Source organism: Amphritea opalescens, from assembly GCF_003957515.1.
Classification (GTDB): Bacteria; Pseudomonadota; Gammaproteobacteria; order Pseudomonadales; family Balneatricaceae; genus Amphritea; species Amphritea opalescens.
In genome coordinates this window covers 70,366-89,654 of the sequence record NZ_RQXW01000008.1, presented here as the reverse complement: position 1 = coordinate 89,654, position 19,289 = coordinate 70,366, and the positions used below count along the sequence as shown (strand labels likewise).

Genomic DNA, 19,289 nt, shown 5'->3' with positions numbered 1-19,289 from the left:
TGCAACACTGTCCCCTGATGTCGCAAACCAAAGCAATAACCCTACAATGGACGGGATTACCCCAACCCAAAAACCGGTTAAGTATAAAGATCAGAAGGTAATTTTTCTACAAGAGCGACCACTAAAGGGGGCTTTTAGGCCATTATTAGCAAATCAGAGATAGAACTTTAAGTTCTAAGAGGGTGTTTTTTTAGCATATATTAAAAAAGCCAATAAAAAACCGCCTCTTAGGGCGGTTTTTATACATCTAAAGTCGTATTAAACCTTGGCTTTAGGGAACGCAGGTAAAGTACATTTAGCCATACGCTGAGCCATACGGATTACCTGGCTGCTATAACCGAACTCGTTGTCATACCAAACATAGAGCACACAACGATTACCTTCGGCAATCGTCGCCAAAGCATCGACAACACCAGCCGCACGCGAACCGACAAAGTCAGATGAAACCGCTTCAGGCGAGTTACTGTAATCGATCTGCTTCTGTAACGGTGAATGCAACGCCATATCACGCAGATAGGTGTTTAGCTCTTCTTTGTTGGTTGCAGAATCAAGATTCAGATTCAGGATAGCCATCGAGACGTTGGGTGTAGGTACACGAATCGCATTACCGGTCAGCTTACCTTCTAACTGAGGTAGCGCTTTAGATACCGCTTTAGCCGCACCTGTTTCGGTAATAACCATGTTCAGACCCGCCGCACGACCACGACGATCACCTTTATGATAGTTATCAATCAGGTTTTGGTCATTGGTATAGGCATGCACCGTTTCAACATGACCATTGGTCACACCGTACTTAGCATCCATCGCTTTCAAGACCGGCGAAATCGCATTCGTGGTACAAGAGGCCGCTGACAGAATTCTATCACTGTCTTCGATATCACCATGGTTAACACCCATAACGATATTCTTAATCCCTTTACCTGGCGCTGTTAGCGCTACTTTAGCCACGCCTTTAGACTTCAAGTGTAGAGAGAGGCCGGCCTCATCACGCCAAATACCCGTATTATCCAACACTAATGCGTTATCGATACCGTACGCGGTGTAATCTACCTGATCAGGACCATCGGAATAGATGACTTTAATCAGATTACCGTTAGCGATAATGGCCTGGTTCTCTTCATCGACCTGAATCGTTCCATGGAATGAACCATGAACTGAATCACGACGCAGCAAGCTAGCCCGTTTTTCCAAATCGTTAGTCGCTTTACCTTTGCGAACAACGATGGCACGTAAGCGCAGAGAGTGACCACCGCCAGTACGTTCGATCAACAAGCGAGCCAACAAGCGCCCGATACGACCAAAGCCATATAGCACGACATCGGTAGATTCTGATTCAGCACCGCCAACCACTGGCGCTAATTCAGCCGCTAGGAAATCTTCCATGGAAACGCCATCGGCCTGCTCCCGGAATTTAACCGCCAGCTTACCCACATCGACATGAGCCCCTTTGACATCAATCGTATCCAATGCTTTCAACACGGGATAAGTATCATGTACTGACAGTTCCTGATCTTCAAGCTGACGTACAAAGCGATGCGCTTTCATCACATCGACAACTGAACGCTTGTTAATAAGACGGCCATAAACAGACGTCTCAACATGCTTATCACGAAACAGACGTCCAATAAGTGGAATCATCTCTTCAGCTAATGCTTCGCGACCTTTCCAGTCAGCTAACACTTTATCTTGGCTCACGGCTCACTCCATAGAAGGTAGTAGTCTAAATAGCAGTCAATTTTGCTGCGCGCATTATCCACTTTTAAAACAACATGAGCAAATCGGAAACGCTACACTTTAGACTTAGATAGATAACCTATGTGCCACAATAGACCCTTTCAGACAAAAATTTACCCCCTCAGGACAGCAAGTTATTGCACTGAACGGGCTGTACTTTTGCCCCGTGGGACGTAAGATATGCGGCCAGAGCAGTATTGTCGCTTTCTTCAGTATAATTGTTCGATGAAGCCTTTCATCAGTTTAACGGAGCTCAACGTCAGTGTTTAAAGAAGAGTATCAATTACCCCAATCTCCAGGCGATATCCGAAGAATAGGCAACCTTTTAGGCAGCGGCCGCGGCTTATTAACGACCGACATTGCCCAGCAACACTCGGGATTGATACTCTGCATCACCAACGATAGCGACAGCGCCACCCGACTTCAGTCTGAGATCCGTTTTTATAGTAACAACAGCCTTGAATGCATGGTTTTCTCCGACTGGGAGACGCTGCCCTACGATAATTTTTCGCCACATCAAGATATTATCTCCGAGCGCATCAATACCCTATTCAAACTGCCGCAATTACAACGGGGCGTGCTTATCATCCCCGCCAGCACTTTGATGCATCGTGTGGCTCCACAGTCGTTTCTTGATGGTAACGCACTCATAGTGGATCAAGGCCAGGCGTTTGATCTAGACGAGATGCGCCACAAGCTCACGGATGCGGGCTATCAGCTTAGCGAATCCGTCTTTGAACACGGCGAGTTTGCCATTCGCGGCTCCATTATTGATATCTTTCCCATGGGCAGCGCCGTTCCTTATCGCATCGAGCTTTTTGATAACGAGGTCGACACCCTACGCAGCTTTGACCCAGAGTCTCAGCGTTCGATTGATAAAGTCGACAATATTCGTGTTCTGCCCGCCAAAGAGTTTCCTTTTGATAAAGCCGCCATCAGTCATTTCAAACAGCGCTGGCGCGAAACCTTTGATGTCGACTATAAACGCTGCTCTGTTTATCAGGATATTAACGATGGCATGACGCCACCGGGCATTGAATACTATCTCCCGCTATTCTTCGACCAATGTGCGACCATATTCGACTATCTACCAGAAAATGTCATGATTCTGGCAGAAACAGATCTAGAGAATCACTGCCAACAATTTTGGCAAGATGTACAAGAACGCTATGAAGAGCGTCGTTACGATATTGAACGCCCTATTCTCGCCCCAGATCAACTCTTTGTGCCGGCGACAGAGCTATTTACGATTCTTAAACAAAGACAACGTATTCAGCTACAGCAAGCTAAAACCCAAGCGAAAGCCGCTTCCGGCCGCTACAACCTCTCGTTAATAGAACCGCCGGAACTCACCGTTCATGCTCAGGCAGCCAAGCCCCTAGCGGCGATCGACGCCTTTCTCGCTAAGACTCAAGATAAAGTCCTACTGTGCGCGGAATCGGCTGGCCGACGTGAAGCCCTGATGGAGCTGCTAGCACGCATCAACATCAAACCTCATCAGGTTGATAACCTGCAGCAGTTTTTTGATGATGGCTATCCGATCAGCATCTGTATTTTCCCGCTGGAACACGGCCTCAGCGCCCCCGGTAAGTTTCACCTAATCACCGAAACACAACTATTCGGCCATCAAGTTTTTCAGCGTCGTCGCCGCTCCAAACAACAGGAGCAGTCAGATCAGATCATCAAAAATCTGACCGAACTCAACCTAGGCGCTCCCGTGGTACATATAGATCACGGCGTGGGTCGTTATCGCGGCTTGGTTACCCTCGATCTCGATTCACAAACCTCTGAATTCCTGAAACTCGAGTACGCTAACGACGCCAACCTCTATGTACCGGTCACGTCACTACACCTGATCAGCCGTTATTCCGGCGCGGGTGACGAACTCGCACCACTACACCGGCTAGGCACCGAGCAGTGGAGCAAAGCGCGCCGCAAAGCCGCCGAGAAGGTCCGCGATACCGCTGCCGAACTGCTTGATATCTATGCCCGGCGCGCGGCACGCCGAGGCCATCAGTTTAATTCGCCTGACGAACACTACGCCAGCTTTAGCGCCGCCTTTCCGTTTGAAGAAACCGTTGACCAAGCGAACGCTATTCAGGCCGTTATCAACGACATGAAATCCCCGCAGCCGATGGACCGCTTAGTCTGCGGCGACGTAGGTTTCGGTAAAACAGAAGTAGCGATGCGCGCTGCCTTTATGGCGATTCAAAGCAACAAACAGGTTGCGATACTGGTGCCCACCACCCTGCTGGCACAGCAACATTATGAAAATTTCCGCGACCGCTTTGCCGATTGGCCCGTCAATGTTGAACTAATCTCCCGTTTCCGCTCAGGCAAACAAAGCAACGCCGTGATCGAATCCTTAGAACAGGGTAAAACCGATATTGTGATCGGCACCCACAAATTACTGCAGGGCGATATTAAGTTTAGCGATCTAGGCTTATTGATCATCGATGAAGAACACCGCTTCGGGGTACAGCAGAAGGAGCGCTTAAAATCACTGCGCTCAGAAGTCGACATTCTTACGCTGACCGCCACGCCGATCCCTCGCACACTTAATATGGCGATGTCGGGTATCCGTGATCTTTCCATCATAGCTACACCACCTGCCCGCCGCTTATCGGTCAAAACCTTTGTTCGCCAGACCGACAAAGCGCTAAAAAAAGAAGCGATTCTGCGAGAGCTTCTTCGAGGTGGACAGGTTTACTATCTACATAATGAAGTCAAAGATATTGAACAGACCGCCGCCGAGATCAGCGAACTCATCCCGGAAGCTCGGGTTGGCATCGGTCACGGGCAGATGCGCGAGCGCGAGCTCGAACAGGTCATGTCCGATTTCTACCACAAGCGCTTTAATGTACTCGTCTGCACGACGATCATCGAAACCGGTATCGATCTACCTAACGCCAACACCATTATCATCGATCGCGCCGATAAGTTTGGCCTCGCTCAATTGCACCAGCTACGTGGCCGCGTGGGTCGCTCACATCACCAAGCCTACGCTTACCTGATGACGCCCCACCCTAAAGCGATGACCACCGATGCAGCAAAACGCCTTGAAGCGATCACCAGCGCCGACGAGCTCGGCGCCGGCTTCACGCTCGCCACCCACGATATGGAGATCAGAGGTACCGGAGAACTGCTAGGTGAAGGGCAAAGCGGCCAGATTCAAAACATCGGCTTTTCGCTTTATATGGAGATGCTAGAACAGGCGGTCGATGCCATTCGCGAAGGCAAAACACCTAATCTTGATGCCCCGCTTAAAATCGGTGTCGAAATTAACTTACGGGTGCCCGCATTGATTCCTGATGAATATCTACCGGATGTCCATAACCGCCTCATCATGTACAAACGGATTGCCAATGGTAAGAACGAAACCGATCTAAAAGAGCTACAGATCGAAATGATCGACCGCTTCGGTATTCTGCCAGAACAAACCAAAAATCTGTTCCGGCAAACATCGCTCAAGCTTCAAGCCGAACAGCTCGGAATCTGCAAAATTGACGCAGGGGAGAAAGGCGGCCGCATCGATTTTGAAGCCGATACCGCCATCGATCCTTTCAAACTAGTACAACTGGTACAGCAACAACCACAAAAATTTCAGTTTGGTGGCTCAAGTCAGCTGAAGTTCACCATGAAGATGGATAAAATAGAGCAACGCTTTCAAGCGGTAGAACAGCTCCTCCAGCAATTGACCGGGAATTGATAATGACCAAGCTCGCTTCAGGGATCGTAATGACTCTGACCCTGATACTGTTAAGCAGCACAACAGTACAGGCCGCTACCAGCAACTATAAGGTCGAGTTGCTTATATTTAGCCGATTAGCGTCCGACACACTGGACGATGAAATCTGGCCAACCATCGACAGCATTCCACCCCGCCCTAGCCGCTCACTGAATTACTATCAGGCCGGCCAGCGTAATGGCTATTTCACTCGCCTACCTAAATCATCCCTATCACTTAACGCCAAGCAAGCAAGCCTAAGACGCAGCGCAGGCTATCATGTACTCTTTCATGAAGCATGGATACAACCGATCGGCAGCACCAAAGATCGAAATGTCGTCCATATCAATGGCGGCGATATTCTTGATAACGGCTTATACGAACTCGATGGTTATATCTCTGTCGATAAGGGCCGTTACCTGCACTTTCGCAGCGACCTGTTTCACAGCCGTCGATTAACACCGACTGAAAGCAATATGCTCTTAACGCCGGTTACCCATAGCAACGCTAACACAGCAGGCCTAACTGACGGCGCTGACAGCCTAACACCGGCTAATAACGATGGTATTGATGGCAGCGACAGCAGTAACGGCAACCGCTACTTAACTCAAACTACCGTGCCTGATTTTCTTACGGTGGAAATGAAGTCTGCCCGCCGAATGCGCCGCAATGATCTGCACTATATTGACCACCCACTCTTTGGCATGCTGGTCAGAATCACCCGCGCGGGGCAATAAACCGATAATAGCGGCACATCAAGAAACAGATAACAAAAACGGAGCCGAGGCTCCGTTTTTTTTCATAGATAGAACAGACTAGCTATTCATTCACTTCTTACGAGCGCGCTTAACCTCACGGGTTAGCATCATATCCAGCTCTTCAGGCCATACCACGAGGCCATTTTCATCTCCGTCCTCGCCCGCCAACGGAAAGACGATCACCGCAAAACCATCCTCTTCTAGCCCCGGTGTCCAACGAAAATTCCACTGCTTTAAGGTGATGGGCATCGCCTCACACTCAGACCACTCGCCGGTAGCCCACTGCTCAGCAAATGCTTGATCGGGCCATACCGGCACACAGTCTTCATCATCGGTATTGAGCATCACGCTACCCTGCTCATCGGTCAGGATCCATAACTCATCGGTTTCGACGACCCGACTAATCAGGTAATCGAAGCGCTGCTCCGCATCGGAGGACGCTATTTTTTCTCGTTCATTCTGCTCAGCAGTCACACATATCTCCAGCGCCCAACGGGCAAATATTAAATAAGAGGTCTAATTTCACGATCCAGGCTGATCCACCAACGGATGAGTGTCACCACCCTCAAGATGGATCGTTTGGGTAGGAAAGGCGAAATCAGCACCATGCTCATGCACGATATCGATAATTTTGCCCATTACATCCTGTTTGATTTCATGAAAACGCACCCAGTTAGTCGTTTTAGTGAAGGTGTAGATAAAAAACTCCAACGAATAGGGCGCAAAACTATTGAGATTAACGATCAATGTTTGGCGATTGTCGATTTCAGGATGGTTCATCAGCATCGTCCTAACATCATCAATCACACCGCTCACCAATGCGGAATCCTCATAACGCAGACCGATCTTTTCATAAATACGCCGATTGGTCATACGCGAAGGGTTCTCTAATGAGATGCTCGCAAAGGTTGCGTTAGGCACATAGAGAGGCCGTTTATCGAACGTACGGATACAGGTTAAACGCCAACCAATATCTTCGACGGTGCCTTCAATCTCTTTATCCGGCGAGCGTACCCAGTCGCCCACCTTAAAGGGGCGATCGAGATAGATCATCAAGCCGCCAAAAAAGTTTGCTAGGAGATCTTTCGCGGCAAAACCAACCGCAAGACCACCAATACCACCGAACGCCAATACCCCAGAAATACTGTAACCAAAGGTTTGCAGTACAACGAGCACCGTGGTGATAATAATCGACAGACGCAGCAATTTACCCAGCGCCCCCACCGTGGTTTCATCCATCGGATTTTTAACTTTCTCTTCACTCACCAACACGCCTTCAGCCTGTCGGATAAAGCGGATCATAAACCAGGCGATCATTACAATCACCAATCCTCGGCGTAACGGTTCCACCAATTTAACCAATACCGAACCGGTTTCAGGGTCGGTTAACTCAAACGCCAGACTCAAACCCAACACCCAGATTAACATCGCAATCGGTCGACGAGCGGCATGCAGCAAAAGGTCATCCCAAACATTTCGCGTTTTAGCTAATTGCTCTTCTAACCGGCCAAACACTCTATTTGAGATAAAGTTGACCAACATGGTTATAAAAACCACCAAAAACACCTGGAAAATCCAAGCATCTTTATAGCCGTCCAAGCCTAACTCGGTAAAAACCTGTGCAAGCTGCTCCTGCATGGTGTCACTCCAACGCTTATTTAATATCGATTAACTGATTAGCTAATGTCACGGCCTGATGCCAGCGCTCAGTACTACGAATAGTATCAATATCATAATGCTGAGCGGCATTCATCCGCGCAATACGTACCGAACCGGGATGATTGACGGCCTCTAGGTGATGCAAAACCTGCAACGCTGCCGCACGGTCATTACACACCACCAGCATGTCACATCCCGCCTCGAGTGCTTGCGCTGCACGGGATTCAAAACCACCTGCGACACTGGCCCCCTCCATCGTTAGATCATCACTAAAGACGACGCCATCGAACCCCATCTCCTGACGTAGCCGCTGACCTATCCAATAAGGCGAAAAGCCCGCCGGCCGATCATCAACCTGCTGATAGATAACATGTGCAGGCATCACCGCATCTAATCCTTGTGCCATCAAACGTGCAAAAGGTATCAAGTCTTGCGCTTCGATCTCGGCAAGTGGCCTCTCATCAACTGGGATAGCTAAGTGCGAATCAGCCACCACCCAACCATGCCCAGGAAAATGTTTACCGGTTGCCGCCATACCGGCCTCTCGCATTCCGCGAATAAAAGCCCCCGCTAACGCAGCCACCGCTTCCGGCTGGGCCGAGAACGCTCGGTCGCCGATGACAGCACTGACACCAAAATCCAGATCCAATACCGGCGCAAAGCTAATATCAACACCATAGCTGATCAACTCTGCGGCCATCAACCAACCTAACTGACAGGCCGCCTCGCAAGCTTCAACCGAACTCTTTCGATAAAGCTCACCCAACACCGCCATGGGCGGCAATCGCGTAAAACCTTCACGAAAACGTTGAACACGACCACCTTCCTGATCGACAGCAATCAAGATTCGGGGCGCGCAGGCACGAATCTCACGAATCAGATCAGAAAGTTGTTGGGGTGACTGATAGTTACGACTAAACAGAATAAGACCACCGACCTGAGGGTTCTGTAGCAGCAGTTTATCTTCAGCTGTCAGACTTAGGCCGGCGATGTCCAGCATCAATGCTCCAGACATTCGTAATTTACTCTTCTATGAAAACTCGGGTTCCGACATTCACATGCTCAAACAAAGACACAATATCAATATTGCGCATCCGGATGCAGCCATGGGATAACGGCTGCCCCATCGGCTCAGTGTCCGGCGTGCCGTGAATGTATATATAGCGCTGCATTGTATCAACGCAAGAGAGGCGATTGCGACCTATTTCACAACCAGAGAGCCAGATTATACGACTGAGAATCCAGTCTCGTGCTGGATAGCGCTTTGCGAGCATCGGCGTATAGATTTCACCCGTGTCTCGACGCCCAATAAACACAGTATTCAAGGGTTTACCCGCGCCAATTTTAGCGCGAATCAGATGTTCGCCTCGCGGCGTACAACCACTGTTTTTTTGCTCACCTGGGCCATTCAAGGCGGTTGAAACCGAATAACACTCAAGACAGACGAAGTCCCGCCGTAACTCAAGGGTTTGGCGGGCTAACGAGATATGTATATGCATAAAGAAAGAGGATAACCCGTCACAGACGGGTAAAGGGAGTACTGTCGGCGCGGGCATGTAAACCCGCCACCAAGACGGGAATGAGACGATGCAGCGTACGCTCTACCTCAGCCGAACGCTCATACTCGCGCATTTCGAGCGCCACCAGCGTTTGAAAATTAGACAGAGTAAAAACAATCGATCCCATCAGAAAATGCAGCCGCCAGAAAAACTCCTCATCACTCATGATGGCAGAATCTTTACGTATCAAATCGACAAAACAGCTGAAGGAGCTACGATACCGGCTGATCATCTCATCTCGCAGCTCTGCCTGATTTTTCATATAGATGAGCTCGAGCAGACGCATGCAAACCGGCAACGCAAACCGCTTAACCTTACCCACCCGCAACAGGGTTCGCATAAGAATCTCTAACAGCTCTTCAGCGGTAATGGTTTTATCTGAGTCTAACGTCAACCTTTCGCTGAGTGCCTCATTAAGATTAGCAACTAATGGCGTGAGGTATTTTTCCGCCACCGCGGTAATTAACCCTTTTTTGGAACCAAAATGGTAATTAACGGCGGCAAGGTTAACCTTAGCCGCACTGGTAATTTCACGCATGGTGGTTTCAGCAAAGCCCTGTTCAGCGAACAGAGCTTCGGCAGATGACATAATTTTCTTTGCGGTTGCAGACTGTTGCATCAACGCCCCCGTAATCGGCTTATAATCCTTTATCGTTTTAGACAAGGCAGTACTACCATGTTTAAAACACAGAGATAAGGATTATAAGCGAAAATGTCATAATAAGGTGATTTCTCCTACCATTTTGGTTACTTAGCCAGTAAACGGGGGTTTAAAATACGGCCCGCCCACTTGGTGAATAACGTATCGGTTGTTTTAACTGACATCTCTGAAATACGATCCTGAAGGGTTTTCTTGTATTCAAAACGTACCAGGTAGACATCGGCTTCATCGCAGGCTTTTGTCAGATATTCATCACTGGTTGAGATTTCATCAACCAAGTTAACATCCAACGCACGACGGCCAAACCAGACTTCACCGGTGGCTACTTTTTCTAAATCAACCTGCGGGCGAAACTCACCAACAAACTCTTTGAAGAGGCTATGTGTATCTTCCAGCTCCTCAATAAACTTCTGCCGGCCTTTTTCAGTGTTTTCACCCATCACCGTCATGGTGCGTTTATATTCACCCGCGGTTAGAATTTCATAATCAATATCATGCTTTTTCAGCAAACGGTGAAAGTTAGGTATCTGTGCAACGACACCGATCGACCCTAACACCGAAAAAGGGGCTGCGACGATTTTATCGGCTAGACAAGCCATCATATAACCACCACTGGCGGCCACTTTATCGACACAGACCGTCAACGGAATGCCTTGACGTTTAATACGCTCAAGTTGCGAGGATGCCAAGCCGTAGCTATGCACCATGCCGCCGGGGCTTTCCAAGCGCACAACCACTTCATCCTTGTCTGTTGCCATGGTCAGCACTGCGGTGATTTCTTCACGTAGAGGCTCAAGCTCTGAGGCTTTAATATCACCATCGAAATCCAGCACGTATACACGCTTACGGTCAGCTTCAGGTACCGGCTCCGCTTTTTTCAGCGCTTTCTTGCGTGCTTTAGCATCCGCTTTGTCCTGCTTTTCTTCAGCTTTAAGTTGATGCTTATACACCTCAGGGTCTAGCACCACCTCTTTCAATGCATGTTCCATATCTTCCAGTGTCTCGTTCATACTATGAACACTGAGATAGCCATCTTTATTGTCTTTTTTATTCCGTGAGGCGACGGCCGCCACCGCGATCAAGACGAGAACCAAAGCACCGACTACCGTCAACGCTTTTGCCAGAAACAATCCGTAATTTGCCAGAAAATCGACCACCTAACACTCCAGATAAATACGCCCTTTCAGGGCAATTCAATATATTGATTTATAGTTGGGTAATGTAACATACAACCCTCGTAGGCAATATCACTGTTACATAAAATTGGAGAGCTGAATTAACATGTCCGATACTATCACCGTCACTCAGGTTATCGAAAAGCTTTCCAGCCGCTTTATCCCTGAAAATACACAGGGCATCACGGCCACATACCAATTCGTATTAGACGATGCCGATGATTTTTATTTCAGCATCGCCGAACAGCAGCTCAGGGTTGAACGGGGCGAACATCAGGACCCCGATATCACGTTAATAACCAACAGCAAAACCTTTATTAGCGTTGTCACGGGGCAAAAAGATGGCATGAGCGCTTACCTAAGCGGCAAACTCAGAGCCGAGGGCAACGTCATGTTAGCGACGCGCTTAAGTAAGTTTTTCAGCAAACAAAAGCAGCGTTAATCTGCTTTAACACAACGGGCATGAAAGGCATCGATCAGCTGCCGGGCAATGGTAAAGGGCGGCGGAATCGGCGCCTCATCCAATTCAGTGTAATGGAACCAACGCGCATCAACGATCTCTTCAGGCTCTGGCACAATCTCGCCAGACACATAATCCGCAAAAAAACCAAACATCAAAGAATGCGGAAAAGGCCAAGACTGACTGCAGTGGTAACGAATATTGTTAACCTCAACCCCCACCTCTTCACGCACCTCTCGTGATAAGGCATCTTCCGCACTTTCCCCCGCCTCAATAAATCCGGCCAACGTACTGTAACGTACTTCGTTAAACCTAATCCCATGGGCGAGTAGACAATATTCGCCCCGCGTTACTAAGGTAATAATACAGGGCGATAAACGAGGATACTGGGTTAAACCGCAACCGTTACACTGCTTAGCCAAGTCATGGTCGTGATGCACTAAGGCATCGCCACAGCGAGAGCAAAAACGATGATGACCACTCCAGGTAACCACCTGAGCCGCTCGAGAGAGTAGCGGGAACTGCGCTTCATCGGTCCGCGACAACAGTTGTCGTAGCTGCAACCCCGAGGCTTGATCCCGCAACTCAGCTTCCGGCATAACAACCAGCCTAATCGGCTGCTCAGGTAGCAATGTGAGATCATATTCCTCTATTGCAAGCCCATGATCACAGCAGGGTTGCGCAAATAACCAACGACCTTGAGGGTCTGACCAGACCCGGTCTCCAGTGGCATAAATATATTCAATTTTCATAATATAATGGAACCTAAACAAAAACAGATCACTAAATGGTGGATTCAGGCATACAGACAACCTGAAGACTAGAGTATTCTTAACAGGTTAAGCAGGCTTTTGATTTAGCGCAACTCCTGCTAATCTACCGCAAAATTATAATAGCTTTAACTACTTAACATACGTTGGAAAGACTGTAATCACTATTATTAACCTGATCTACAGCAACTTTCCATAAGCCCGAATTGGCACAGGACCCCGTATCGATGACCACTACGCAGGCTCTTATTAAGAACTTTCTTGGCAACTCCCCCATATGGTATAAGCAAGCCATTGTACTTTTTTTGATTCTCAACCCGATTCTTCTCTACACGGTCGGCCCCGTTATCACCGGCTGGATGCTGATTTTTGAATTCATCTTCACCCTCGCCCTAGCGCTAAAATGCTACCCACTGCAACCTGGGGGCTTACTTGCTCTAGAAGCGATCATCATCGGACTGGCGAGCCCAGATTCGGTTTACCATGAAGTCGCAGCCAACCTAGAAGTCATCCTACTACTGATGTTTATGGTAGCAGGCATCTACTTCATGAAGGATATGCTTTTATGGGTATTCACCAAATTACTGCTAAAAATTCGCTCTAAAATCATCTTATCACTGATGTTTTCGCTATTTGCCGCACTGCTTTCGGCGTTTCTCGATGCGCTGACCGTTACCGCGGTATTAATCAGCGTCGGGGTTGGCTTCTATGCGGTTTACCATAAAGTCGCTTCAGGTAAACAGTCTCAGCAAGAAGCCCATGACCACGGCGATGATGAACATGTACACCAAGACCACCACGAAACCCTGAATCAATTTCGCGCCTTCTTACGCAGCCTACTGATGCATGGTGCCGTTGGTACTGCGTTGGGTGGGGTATGCACACTGGTAGGCGAACCACAAAACCTACTGATCGCCCAAAAAGCAGGCTGGGATTTCGTCGAGTTTTTCACCCTCATGGCGCCGGTCACTATGCCCGTACTCTTTGCCGGTCTTGCAACCTGCATGCTGTTGGAAAAACTTAAATGGTTTGGCTATGGCGCCGATATCCCCGATTCCGTCCGCGCCATCTTAGAAGACTACGCCGCAGAACAGGACAGAAAACTCACTAAATCCGACAAGCTAGCACTCTTTGTTCAGATTCTAGTGGCGTTTTTCCTCGTACTCGCCTTAGCCTTCCACCTCGCGGCTGTAGGTTTAATCGGCCTAACCGTTATTATTCTCCTGACCGCCTTTAACGGAATCGTCGAAGAGCACCAGATCGGCAAGGCCTTTGAAGAAGCCCTGCCCTTTACAGCATTGCTGGTCGTCTTCTTCTCCATCGTCTCCGTTATTCATGAGCAACATCTATTCCAGCCGATCATCGCCTCCGTACTGGCGATGGATACCCAGGTTCAACCGGGGATATTCTTCGTCGCGAACGGCGTATTATCCGCTATTTCCGATAACGTCTTTGTTGCCACCGTGTATATCAATGAAGTTCTCGAAGCGCTCCATGAAGGCTCGATTACCCGTGAGCACTTTGATCTGCTCGCCATTGCGATCAATACCGGCACCAACATCCCCAGCGTAGCCACACCCAACGGACAAGCAGCGTTTCTCTTCCTGCTAACCTCTGCGCTCGCACCGCTTATCCGCTTATCCTATGGCACCATGGTATGGATGGCCCTGCCCTACACCATCGTCATGAGCCTAACCGGTTACTTTGCCGTAACCCACTTCCTATAAGCGACCGACGTTGCCATCAGGAATGGCTCGGTAACAAAAAAAGGCTGATGTCATGACATCAGCCTTTTTCTTGTTTAAATACTCTGTCTTAAACGCTATCTATTACAAAAACATTTAAGATCACAACCCATGTCGACGCAACCATTACTCGGTGTCGCTTGGAATCACCCCTATCTGGCTCCAGATGCTTCCTGTCTTGCCATCCAACCGACTAATATAAGCATTGTGCGCCTCAAGCTCTGCGGCACCTGCTGAGCGTACGGTTAAGTTCAGCTCACTGCTATTATTGAGCCGTCGAATTTGATCAACGCCATCAAAACCATCCTCCTCACCGGCCAATAGCAGGTTTTTCTGCCCACCGGTAAGCATGAGATACACGTCAGCCAGAATCTCTGAGTCAAGCAAGGCGCCGTGCAATTCACGATGACTGTTATCTATGCCGTAGCGACGACACAGAGCATCTAGGTTATTTTTCTGCCCGGGATGCTTCTTACGTGCCAGCGCCAAGGTATCCGTTATCTGACAAAAATCCTTGATTCGCTCATTGTGATTATTGAGCCGCAATTCATTATCCATGAAGCCCAAATCGAAGGGCGCGTTATGAATAACGAGGTCGGCCCCACGAATAAAGTGCAGAAACTCATCCTGAATATCGGGAAAGCGAGGTTCATCCACCAATGATTCATTGGTGATACCGTGCACCTGAATAGCTTCCTCATCAATGGCCCGATCAGGGTTCAAATAACGATGATAGGTCCGCCCCGTCAAACGACGGTTCATCATCTCAACACAACCAATCTCGATAATTCGATGCCCCTCTTTGGGGTCGATACCCGTGGTTTCGGTATCCAGTATAATTTGTCTCATTAACTTTCTATCACTTATGCCTGTTGCAGGGCCTGCTCGACCCCTCGGTTCGCTAGCTGATCGGCCAACTCATTGCCGGGATGACCGCTATGGCCCTTCACCCATTTCCATTCAATCTGATGCCGTGCGTTCTGCTCATCAAGACGCTGCCAGAGATCGGCATTTTTAACAGGTTTCTTAGCTGCTGTTTTCCAGCCATTACGCTTCCAGCCAGCAAGCCATTCGGTGATACCTTTACGCACGTATTGGGAGTCAGTGGTTAACACAATATCGCAAGGCTCTTTCAACACCAATAGGGCTTCAATCGCAGCCATCAACTCCATCCGGTTATTCGTCGTCGTCAACTCACCACCAAACAACTCTTTGGCATGTTCGCCATACTGCAGTACCGCTCCCCAACCACCAGGACCGGGATTCCCCTTACAGGCACCATCGGTATAAATCTTAATTTTTTTCTTCACTCACACTTCCTCGGGCGCCGCGGGTTGAGGGCTCAACCAACGGCATATTAATTAGCTTACGCTGTTTCTTAACGGGTTCTATGGGCGTCATGCCCCCCACATCTTTACGCGCAACCTGTAACATAAATGCCCCGCAATGGGACGAACAACGCCGCGTCATCGCTTCGATCAAACGAGAGCGGTGACGCCAAGATTCTTTTTCAAAGGGTAAAGGATAATAATCTGACAGCTCTTTTACCACCGTCAGCTCCAACAGGGCAAGCCAATCATGCATCCGCTGAGGGCTAATAAAATGCCCCTGCCACGGCACCGTGTTTTTATTAAATTTAAGCCGCCGATAAACGCCCCACCAACTAATAGGGTTAAACCCTAGATTCAGCAAATACCCCCCAGGCCTCAATACTCGAGACGCTTCACGCAACACCTGATGCGGGCTTTGTGTAAAGTCTAGTGCGTGGTGCAGCACCACCACATCGATACTGTTGTTCTCAAAGGGTAACTCTTCATTACGCGCAATAACGGCATTGTCGGGCAATCCCAACTCAGTCAGTGGATTGACCTTAACCTGATGCCGAACAGGGCTTTCATGCACGAGATCTAAGCGGTTATCAATACTGATCTGCAACAGATGATAACCAAACATCGTGGGTAACAAGCGATCCAGTAATGCCCGCTCAGACGCTAATAGTTGCTGACCAAGATCTGTCGCAAACCACTGACGTAACTCGGGTAACCATTCATCGAGAGGGGGCTGTCGTTTAAAAACCATATAGTATTAGCGCTTAACGCTCCGCTGTGAATAGGTTAATCTTGCAATAAGGCAAATACATCTGCCTTTACGCTTTATCCTTTACTACTATATCTGACAAATCTGATTCAGCCGAGGCCTAAAATGTTTAATGTCACCCCGATTCCTGCTTTTGATGATAACTATATTTGGGCGCTGACAGTGCCCGGTTCTCAAGCAGTGGCCGTTGTCGACCCCGGTGATGCCGATGTTGTTAACCGCTACCTGAAAGACAACAACCTTCAACTCACCGCTATTCTCGTCACCCATCACCACGCAGACCATACCGGCGGCGTCAACCAACTCAGCCTTGAGCACTCCGCCGACGTATACGGGCCCGCCAACTCCCCTTTCGAGGGCATCAACCATAAACTGAGCAACGACGACCAAATCGAACTATTGGGACAGCAACTGACAATCCATGAAGTGCCGGGGCATACCCTCGACCACATCAGCTATTATTTAGCCGATACCACCCCACAGGTTTTTTGTGGTGACACCCTATTTCTTGCCGGTTGCGGCAGACTCTTTGAAGGCAATCCTGAGCAGATGATCCAGGCGATGGCATACTATAAAGGCCTACCCGATACCACCGAGGTTTACTGCACCCACGAATACTCTCTCGCCAATCTCGCCTTTGCCGCCGCGGTTGAACCGACAAACCCTCAGATAACCGCCGCCATTAAGCAGTGCACCCAACAACGGCAGGCGGGCCTACCGACACTCCCCACCACGATCGCAACGGAAAAACAGATCAACCCCTTTCTCCGCTATAACGAAACATCTGTCAAACAATCCGCCGAACAGTTTAGCCATAACCCCCTATCCACCGACGTGGCCGTTTTTGCCGCCATACGCGAATGGAAGAATCAATTTTGACGGTGAATCTACTGTTAAATCAATGACTATTGATATGACACACCCAAGGAGCATTAACGGTTGACCCACCGATAATGCCCCCCTAAAATGCTGCCTTCACTTTATTATAGGCAGCTTGTTCAATGCAGTTGGTCAGAAAATTAGTCGTACTCACCGCTGTCGGATTCGTCCTGACTGGCTGTCAGAATAATCTGGTTATCAATGAACCAGCCCCTGCAGCCACGCAGGCACCACGTCAGATCAGTCACACCGCGCATGCGACAGTGGACGAAGCTGAAAGCCTCGAAACTGATCGACAGTCCGTCGCGAACGACGACCTTTGGCAGCTGACCCGCGACCACATGCAGCTTCATCTCGATAGCGCCTACCCTCGACTGCAAAAGCAGTTTGACTGGTATAAAAAGCATCCTGAATATATGCAACGGGTCACCAATCGTGCCGGCCGTTATTACTACTATATTCTCAACGAAGTGATCGCCCGTGATATGCCGGCCGAGATCGCCCTACTGCCGATTGTGGAAAGCGCTTACGATCCGTTTGCCTACTCCTATGGCCGAGCCGCGGGTCCATGGCAGTTTATTCCAGGGACAGCTAAACATTTTGGTCTAAAGTCCAGCTGGTGGTATGACGGGCGCCGCGACATTATCGCCTCTACCGATGCAGCCTTGACCTACCTACAACAGCTACACCGCCGCTTTGATGACTGGGAGTTAGCCTTAGCAGCCTATAATTGTGGCGGCGGCACGGTGTCAAAAGCGATCCGTCGCAACAAAGCCAAAGGGCTCGAGACCGACTTCTGGTCACTTGACCTACCCAAAGAAACACGCGCCTATGTGCCTAAACTCTTGGCCGTCTCTCGCCTTATCCGGGATGCAGAACAATCCAACCTAACGCTGACGCCATTAGCGAATAAACCGGTGTTCGAACAGGTTGAACTCGATAGCCAAATCGATTTGGCGCAGGCGGCTGAACTGAGTGATATTTCAACCCAGGAATTATATCAACTAAACCCGGGCTTCAATCGCTGGGCTACCGACCCTGACGGCCCTCACCGACTGCTTATTCCTACAGCGACAGCCGAACAATTTCGCCAGCAGCTGGCCACTCTGCCAGCGGATCAACGGGTCAACTGGAGCCGCCATAAAATACGTCAGGGCGACACCATCAGTACGATTGCCAAGCAATACAAAACAACCTCAGCGGTGATTCGCCAAGCCAACAAACTCAGCAGCAACACGATTCGCGCCGGACGCTACCTACTGATTCCCAGTGCCAAACATGAGTCGAGCGAATATTCACTGAGCCAGTCTCAACGTTTTAACCGCAAACAAAACCAATTAGCATCCAGCAACCGCACCAAAATAAGCTACCGAGTTAAGTCTGGCGATAATTTATGGAGCATCGCCCAACAGCACAAGGTCAGCGTCCGCGAACTCACTGCTTGGAATCAGATCGCGCCAGGAGATCTGCTACCCATAGGCCATACACTCACCCTATGGAAAAACGGTCAACAAGCAGTCCTTAGCCGCAGCGACGAACAGATGATCAAACGCATTGGTTATTCTGTTCGCAACGGCGACTCATTATCAACCATTGCCAATCGTTTCAGCGTGACCGTCAGCGATATCAAACGCTGGAATAAACTGGAGCAAAGCCGCTATTTACAACCTGGACAAAACCTTACACTGTATGTTGATATCACCGAAGTGAACTAGATCAACTCAATCCACCTATCATAGGGCTTAATCATGGACGCACTCAGTATCGGCATTATCGTCTTCGCCACGGTCACCGCACTGTTATTTAAGTTTGTGCTGTACCATAAGATTAGTCACTGGATGGATCAGGATCTCATCAAAGGACTGGCAGAGGGCGATGATCATAAGCATCGCTTTCTCACCCAGCACCTGAATGATATGAAAGCAGCCAAGGTCAAACGTAAGTTACAACACCAACGCCTAACTGATCTGGCCACTGAATTTGAACAAAACCGCTAATCCGTACTCATATAACTAGCTATAACCCAATCCCCCTGTTATAAATTAACAGATTATCAATCTGGCTG

Annotated in this window: 17 protein-coding genes and 2 pseudogenes; 7 read left to right on the top strand and 12 right to left on the bottom strand. The window is 49.0% G+C overall.

All coding sequences use genetic code 11. The features are described from left to right. Positions 1–258: 258 nt before the first annotated feature. Positions 259–1,695, bottom strand: a complete 1,437-nt coding sequence (locus tag EH243_RS10565) for a glyceraldehyde-3-phosphate dehydrogenase (RefSeq protein WP_126158629.1) — start codon at positions 1,693–1,695, stop codon at positions 259–261. A 301-nt stretch (positions 1,696–1,996) separates the two neighbouring features. On the opposite strand from EH243_RS10565, the gene mfd reads away from it, so the two are divergent. Beyond that, positions 1,997–5,443, top strand: coding sequence for a transcription-repair coupling factor (mfd, locus tag EH243_RS10560; RefSeq protein ID WP_126158628.1), 3,447 nt, complete (start codon positions 1,997–1,999; stop codon positions 5,441–5,443). A 29-nt stretch (positions 5,444–5,472) separates the two neighbouring features. Next, on the top strand, positions 5,473–6,198 hold the full coding sequence (locus tag EH243_RS10555; RefSeq protein ID WP_164549100.1) for a CsiV family protein: 726 nt from the start codon (positions 5,473–5,475) through the stop codon (positions 6,196–6,198). Between the two features lie 90 nt (positions 6,199–6,288). Here EH243_RS10555 and EH243_RS10550 read toward each other — a convergent pair whose 3' ends face one another. The 7 genes and pseudogenes from EH243_RS10550 to sohB all read right to left on the bottom strand — a co-directional run bounded on the left by EH243_RS10550 (position 6,289) and on the right by sohB (position 11,255). Further along, the gene (locus EH243_RS10550; RefSeq protein WP_126158626.1) at positions 6,289–6,693 is read right to left on the bottom strand and encodes a DUF2750 domain-containing protein; all 405 of its coding nucleotides are present in this window, start codon (positions 6,691–6,693) and stop codon (positions 6,289–6,291) included. A 48-nt stretch (positions 6,694–6,741) separates the two neighbouring features. Beyond that, complete coding sequence (locus EH243_RS10545) at positions 6,742–7,857, bottom strand: mechanosensitive ion channel family protein (protein ID WP_126158625.1); 1,116 nt, start codon at positions 7,855–7,857, stop codon at positions 6,742–6,744. Positions 7,858–7,873: 16 nt separating this feature from the next. Continuing rightward, positions 7,874–8,893, bottom strand: coding sequence for a beta-N-acetylhexosaminidase (gene nagZ, locus EH243_RS10540; protein ID WP_241235055.1), 1,020 nt, complete (start codon positions 8,891–8,893; stop codon positions 7,874–7,876). Positions 8,894–8,900: 7 nt separating this feature from the next. Next, on the bottom strand, positions 8,901–9,377 hold the full coding sequence (locus tag EH243_RS10535) for a L,D-transpeptidase (RefSeq protein ID WP_126158624.1): 477 nt from the start codon (positions 9,375–9,377) through the stop codon (positions 8,901–8,903). Between the two features lie 19 nt (positions 9,378–9,396). After that, positions 9,397–9,723 (bottom strand): annotated as a pseudogene (locus EH243_RS18905) (TetR/AcrR family transcriptional regulator); the annotation flags it as partial. 177 nt (positions 9,724–9,900) lie between these two features. Beyond that, positions 9,901–10,026: pseudogene (locus EH243_RS18900) on the bottom strand (helix-turn-helix domain-containing protein); the annotation flags it as partial. A gap of 158 nt (positions 10,027–10,184) precedes the next feature. Further along, on the bottom strand, positions 10,185–11,255 hold the full coding sequence (gene sohB / locus EH243_RS10525) for a protease SohB (RefSeq protein ID WP_126158622.1): 1,071 nt from the start codon (positions 11,253–11,255) through the stop codon (positions 10,185–10,187). A 124-nt stretch (positions 11,256–11,379) separates the two neighbouring features. Between sohB and EH243_RS10520 the strand changes: the two genes are divergently transcribed. Beyond that, positions 11,380–11,715, top strand: coding sequence for an SCP2 sterol-binding domain-containing protein (locus EH243_RS10520; RefSeq protein WP_126158621.1), 336 nt, complete (start codon positions 11,380–11,382; stop codon positions 11,713–11,715). Here EH243_RS10520 and nudC read toward each other — a convergent pair. Further along, positions 11,712–12,485 carry an NAD(+) diphosphatase gene (gene nudC / locus EH243_RS10515; RefSeq protein ID WP_126158620.1) on the bottom strand — a complete coding sequence of 258 codons (774 nt, stop codon included), beginning with the start codon at positions 12,483–12,485 and terminating at the stop codon, positions 11,712–11,714. The genes EH243_RS10520 and nudC overlap by 4 nt on opposite strands. Positions 12,486–12,730: 245 nt before the next feature. On the opposite strand from nudC, the gene nhaB reads away from it, so the two are divergent. Then, positions 12,731–14,230: a sodium/proton antiporter NhaB gene (nhaB, locus tag EH243_RS10510; protein WP_126158619.1), complete on the top strand. Its 1,500-nt coding sequence runs from the start codon at positions 12,731–12,733 to the stop codon at positions 14,228–14,230. A 144-nt stretch (positions 14,231–14,374) separates the two neighbouring features. On the opposite strand, the gene dnaQ is transcribed toward nhaB, so the two are convergent. From dnaQ to EH243_RS10495, 3 genes are read right to left on the bottom strand one after another with little or no spacing between them, the layout of a single operon-like run. Next, positions 14,375–15,097: a DNA polymerase III subunit epsilon gene (dnaQ, locus tag EH243_RS10505; protein WP_126158618.1), complete on the bottom strand. Its 723-nt coding sequence runs from the start codon at positions 15,095–15,097 to the stop codon at positions 14,375–14,377. A 14-nt stretch (positions 15,098–15,111) separates the two neighbouring features. After that, a complete protein-coding gene (gene rnhA / locus EH243_RS10500) occupies positions 15,112–15,558 on the bottom strand; it encodes a ribonuclease HI (protein ID WP_126158617.1) in 447 nt (148 codons plus the stop codon). Beyond that, positions 15,542–16,327: a class I SAM-dependent methyltransferase gene (locus EH243_RS10495; protein ID WP_126158616.1), complete on the bottom strand. Its 786-nt coding sequence runs from the start codon at positions 16,325–16,327 to the stop codon at positions 15,542–15,544. The genes rnhA and EH243_RS10495 overlap by 17 nt, the downstream gene beginning before the upstream one ends. Positions 16,328–16,450: 123 nt before the next feature. On the opposite strand from EH243_RS10495, the gene gloB reads away from it, so the two are divergent. The 3 genes from gloB (at position 16,451) to EH243_RS10480 (ending at position 19,221) form a co-directional block, all read left to right on the top strand. Next, positions 16,451–17,224: a hydroxyacylglutathione hydrolase gene (gene gloB, locus EH243_RS10490; protein ID WP_126158615.1), complete on the top strand. Its 774-nt coding sequence runs from the start codon at positions 16,451–16,453 to the stop codon at positions 17,222–17,224. A 122-nt stretch (positions 17,225–17,346) separates the two neighbouring features. After that, on the top strand, positions 17,347–18,939 hold the full coding sequence (locus EH243_RS10485; protein ID WP_126158614.1) for a lytic transglycosylase: 1,593 nt from the start codon (positions 17,347–17,349) through the stop codon (positions 18,937–18,939). 33 nt (positions 18,940–18,972) lie between these two features. Further along, positions 18,973–19,221, top strand: coding sequence for a hypothetical protein (locus tag EH243_RS10480; RefSeq protein WP_126158613.1), 249 nt, complete (start codon positions 18,973–18,975; stop codon positions 19,219–19,221). Positions 19,222–19,289: the final 68 nt, after the last annotated feature.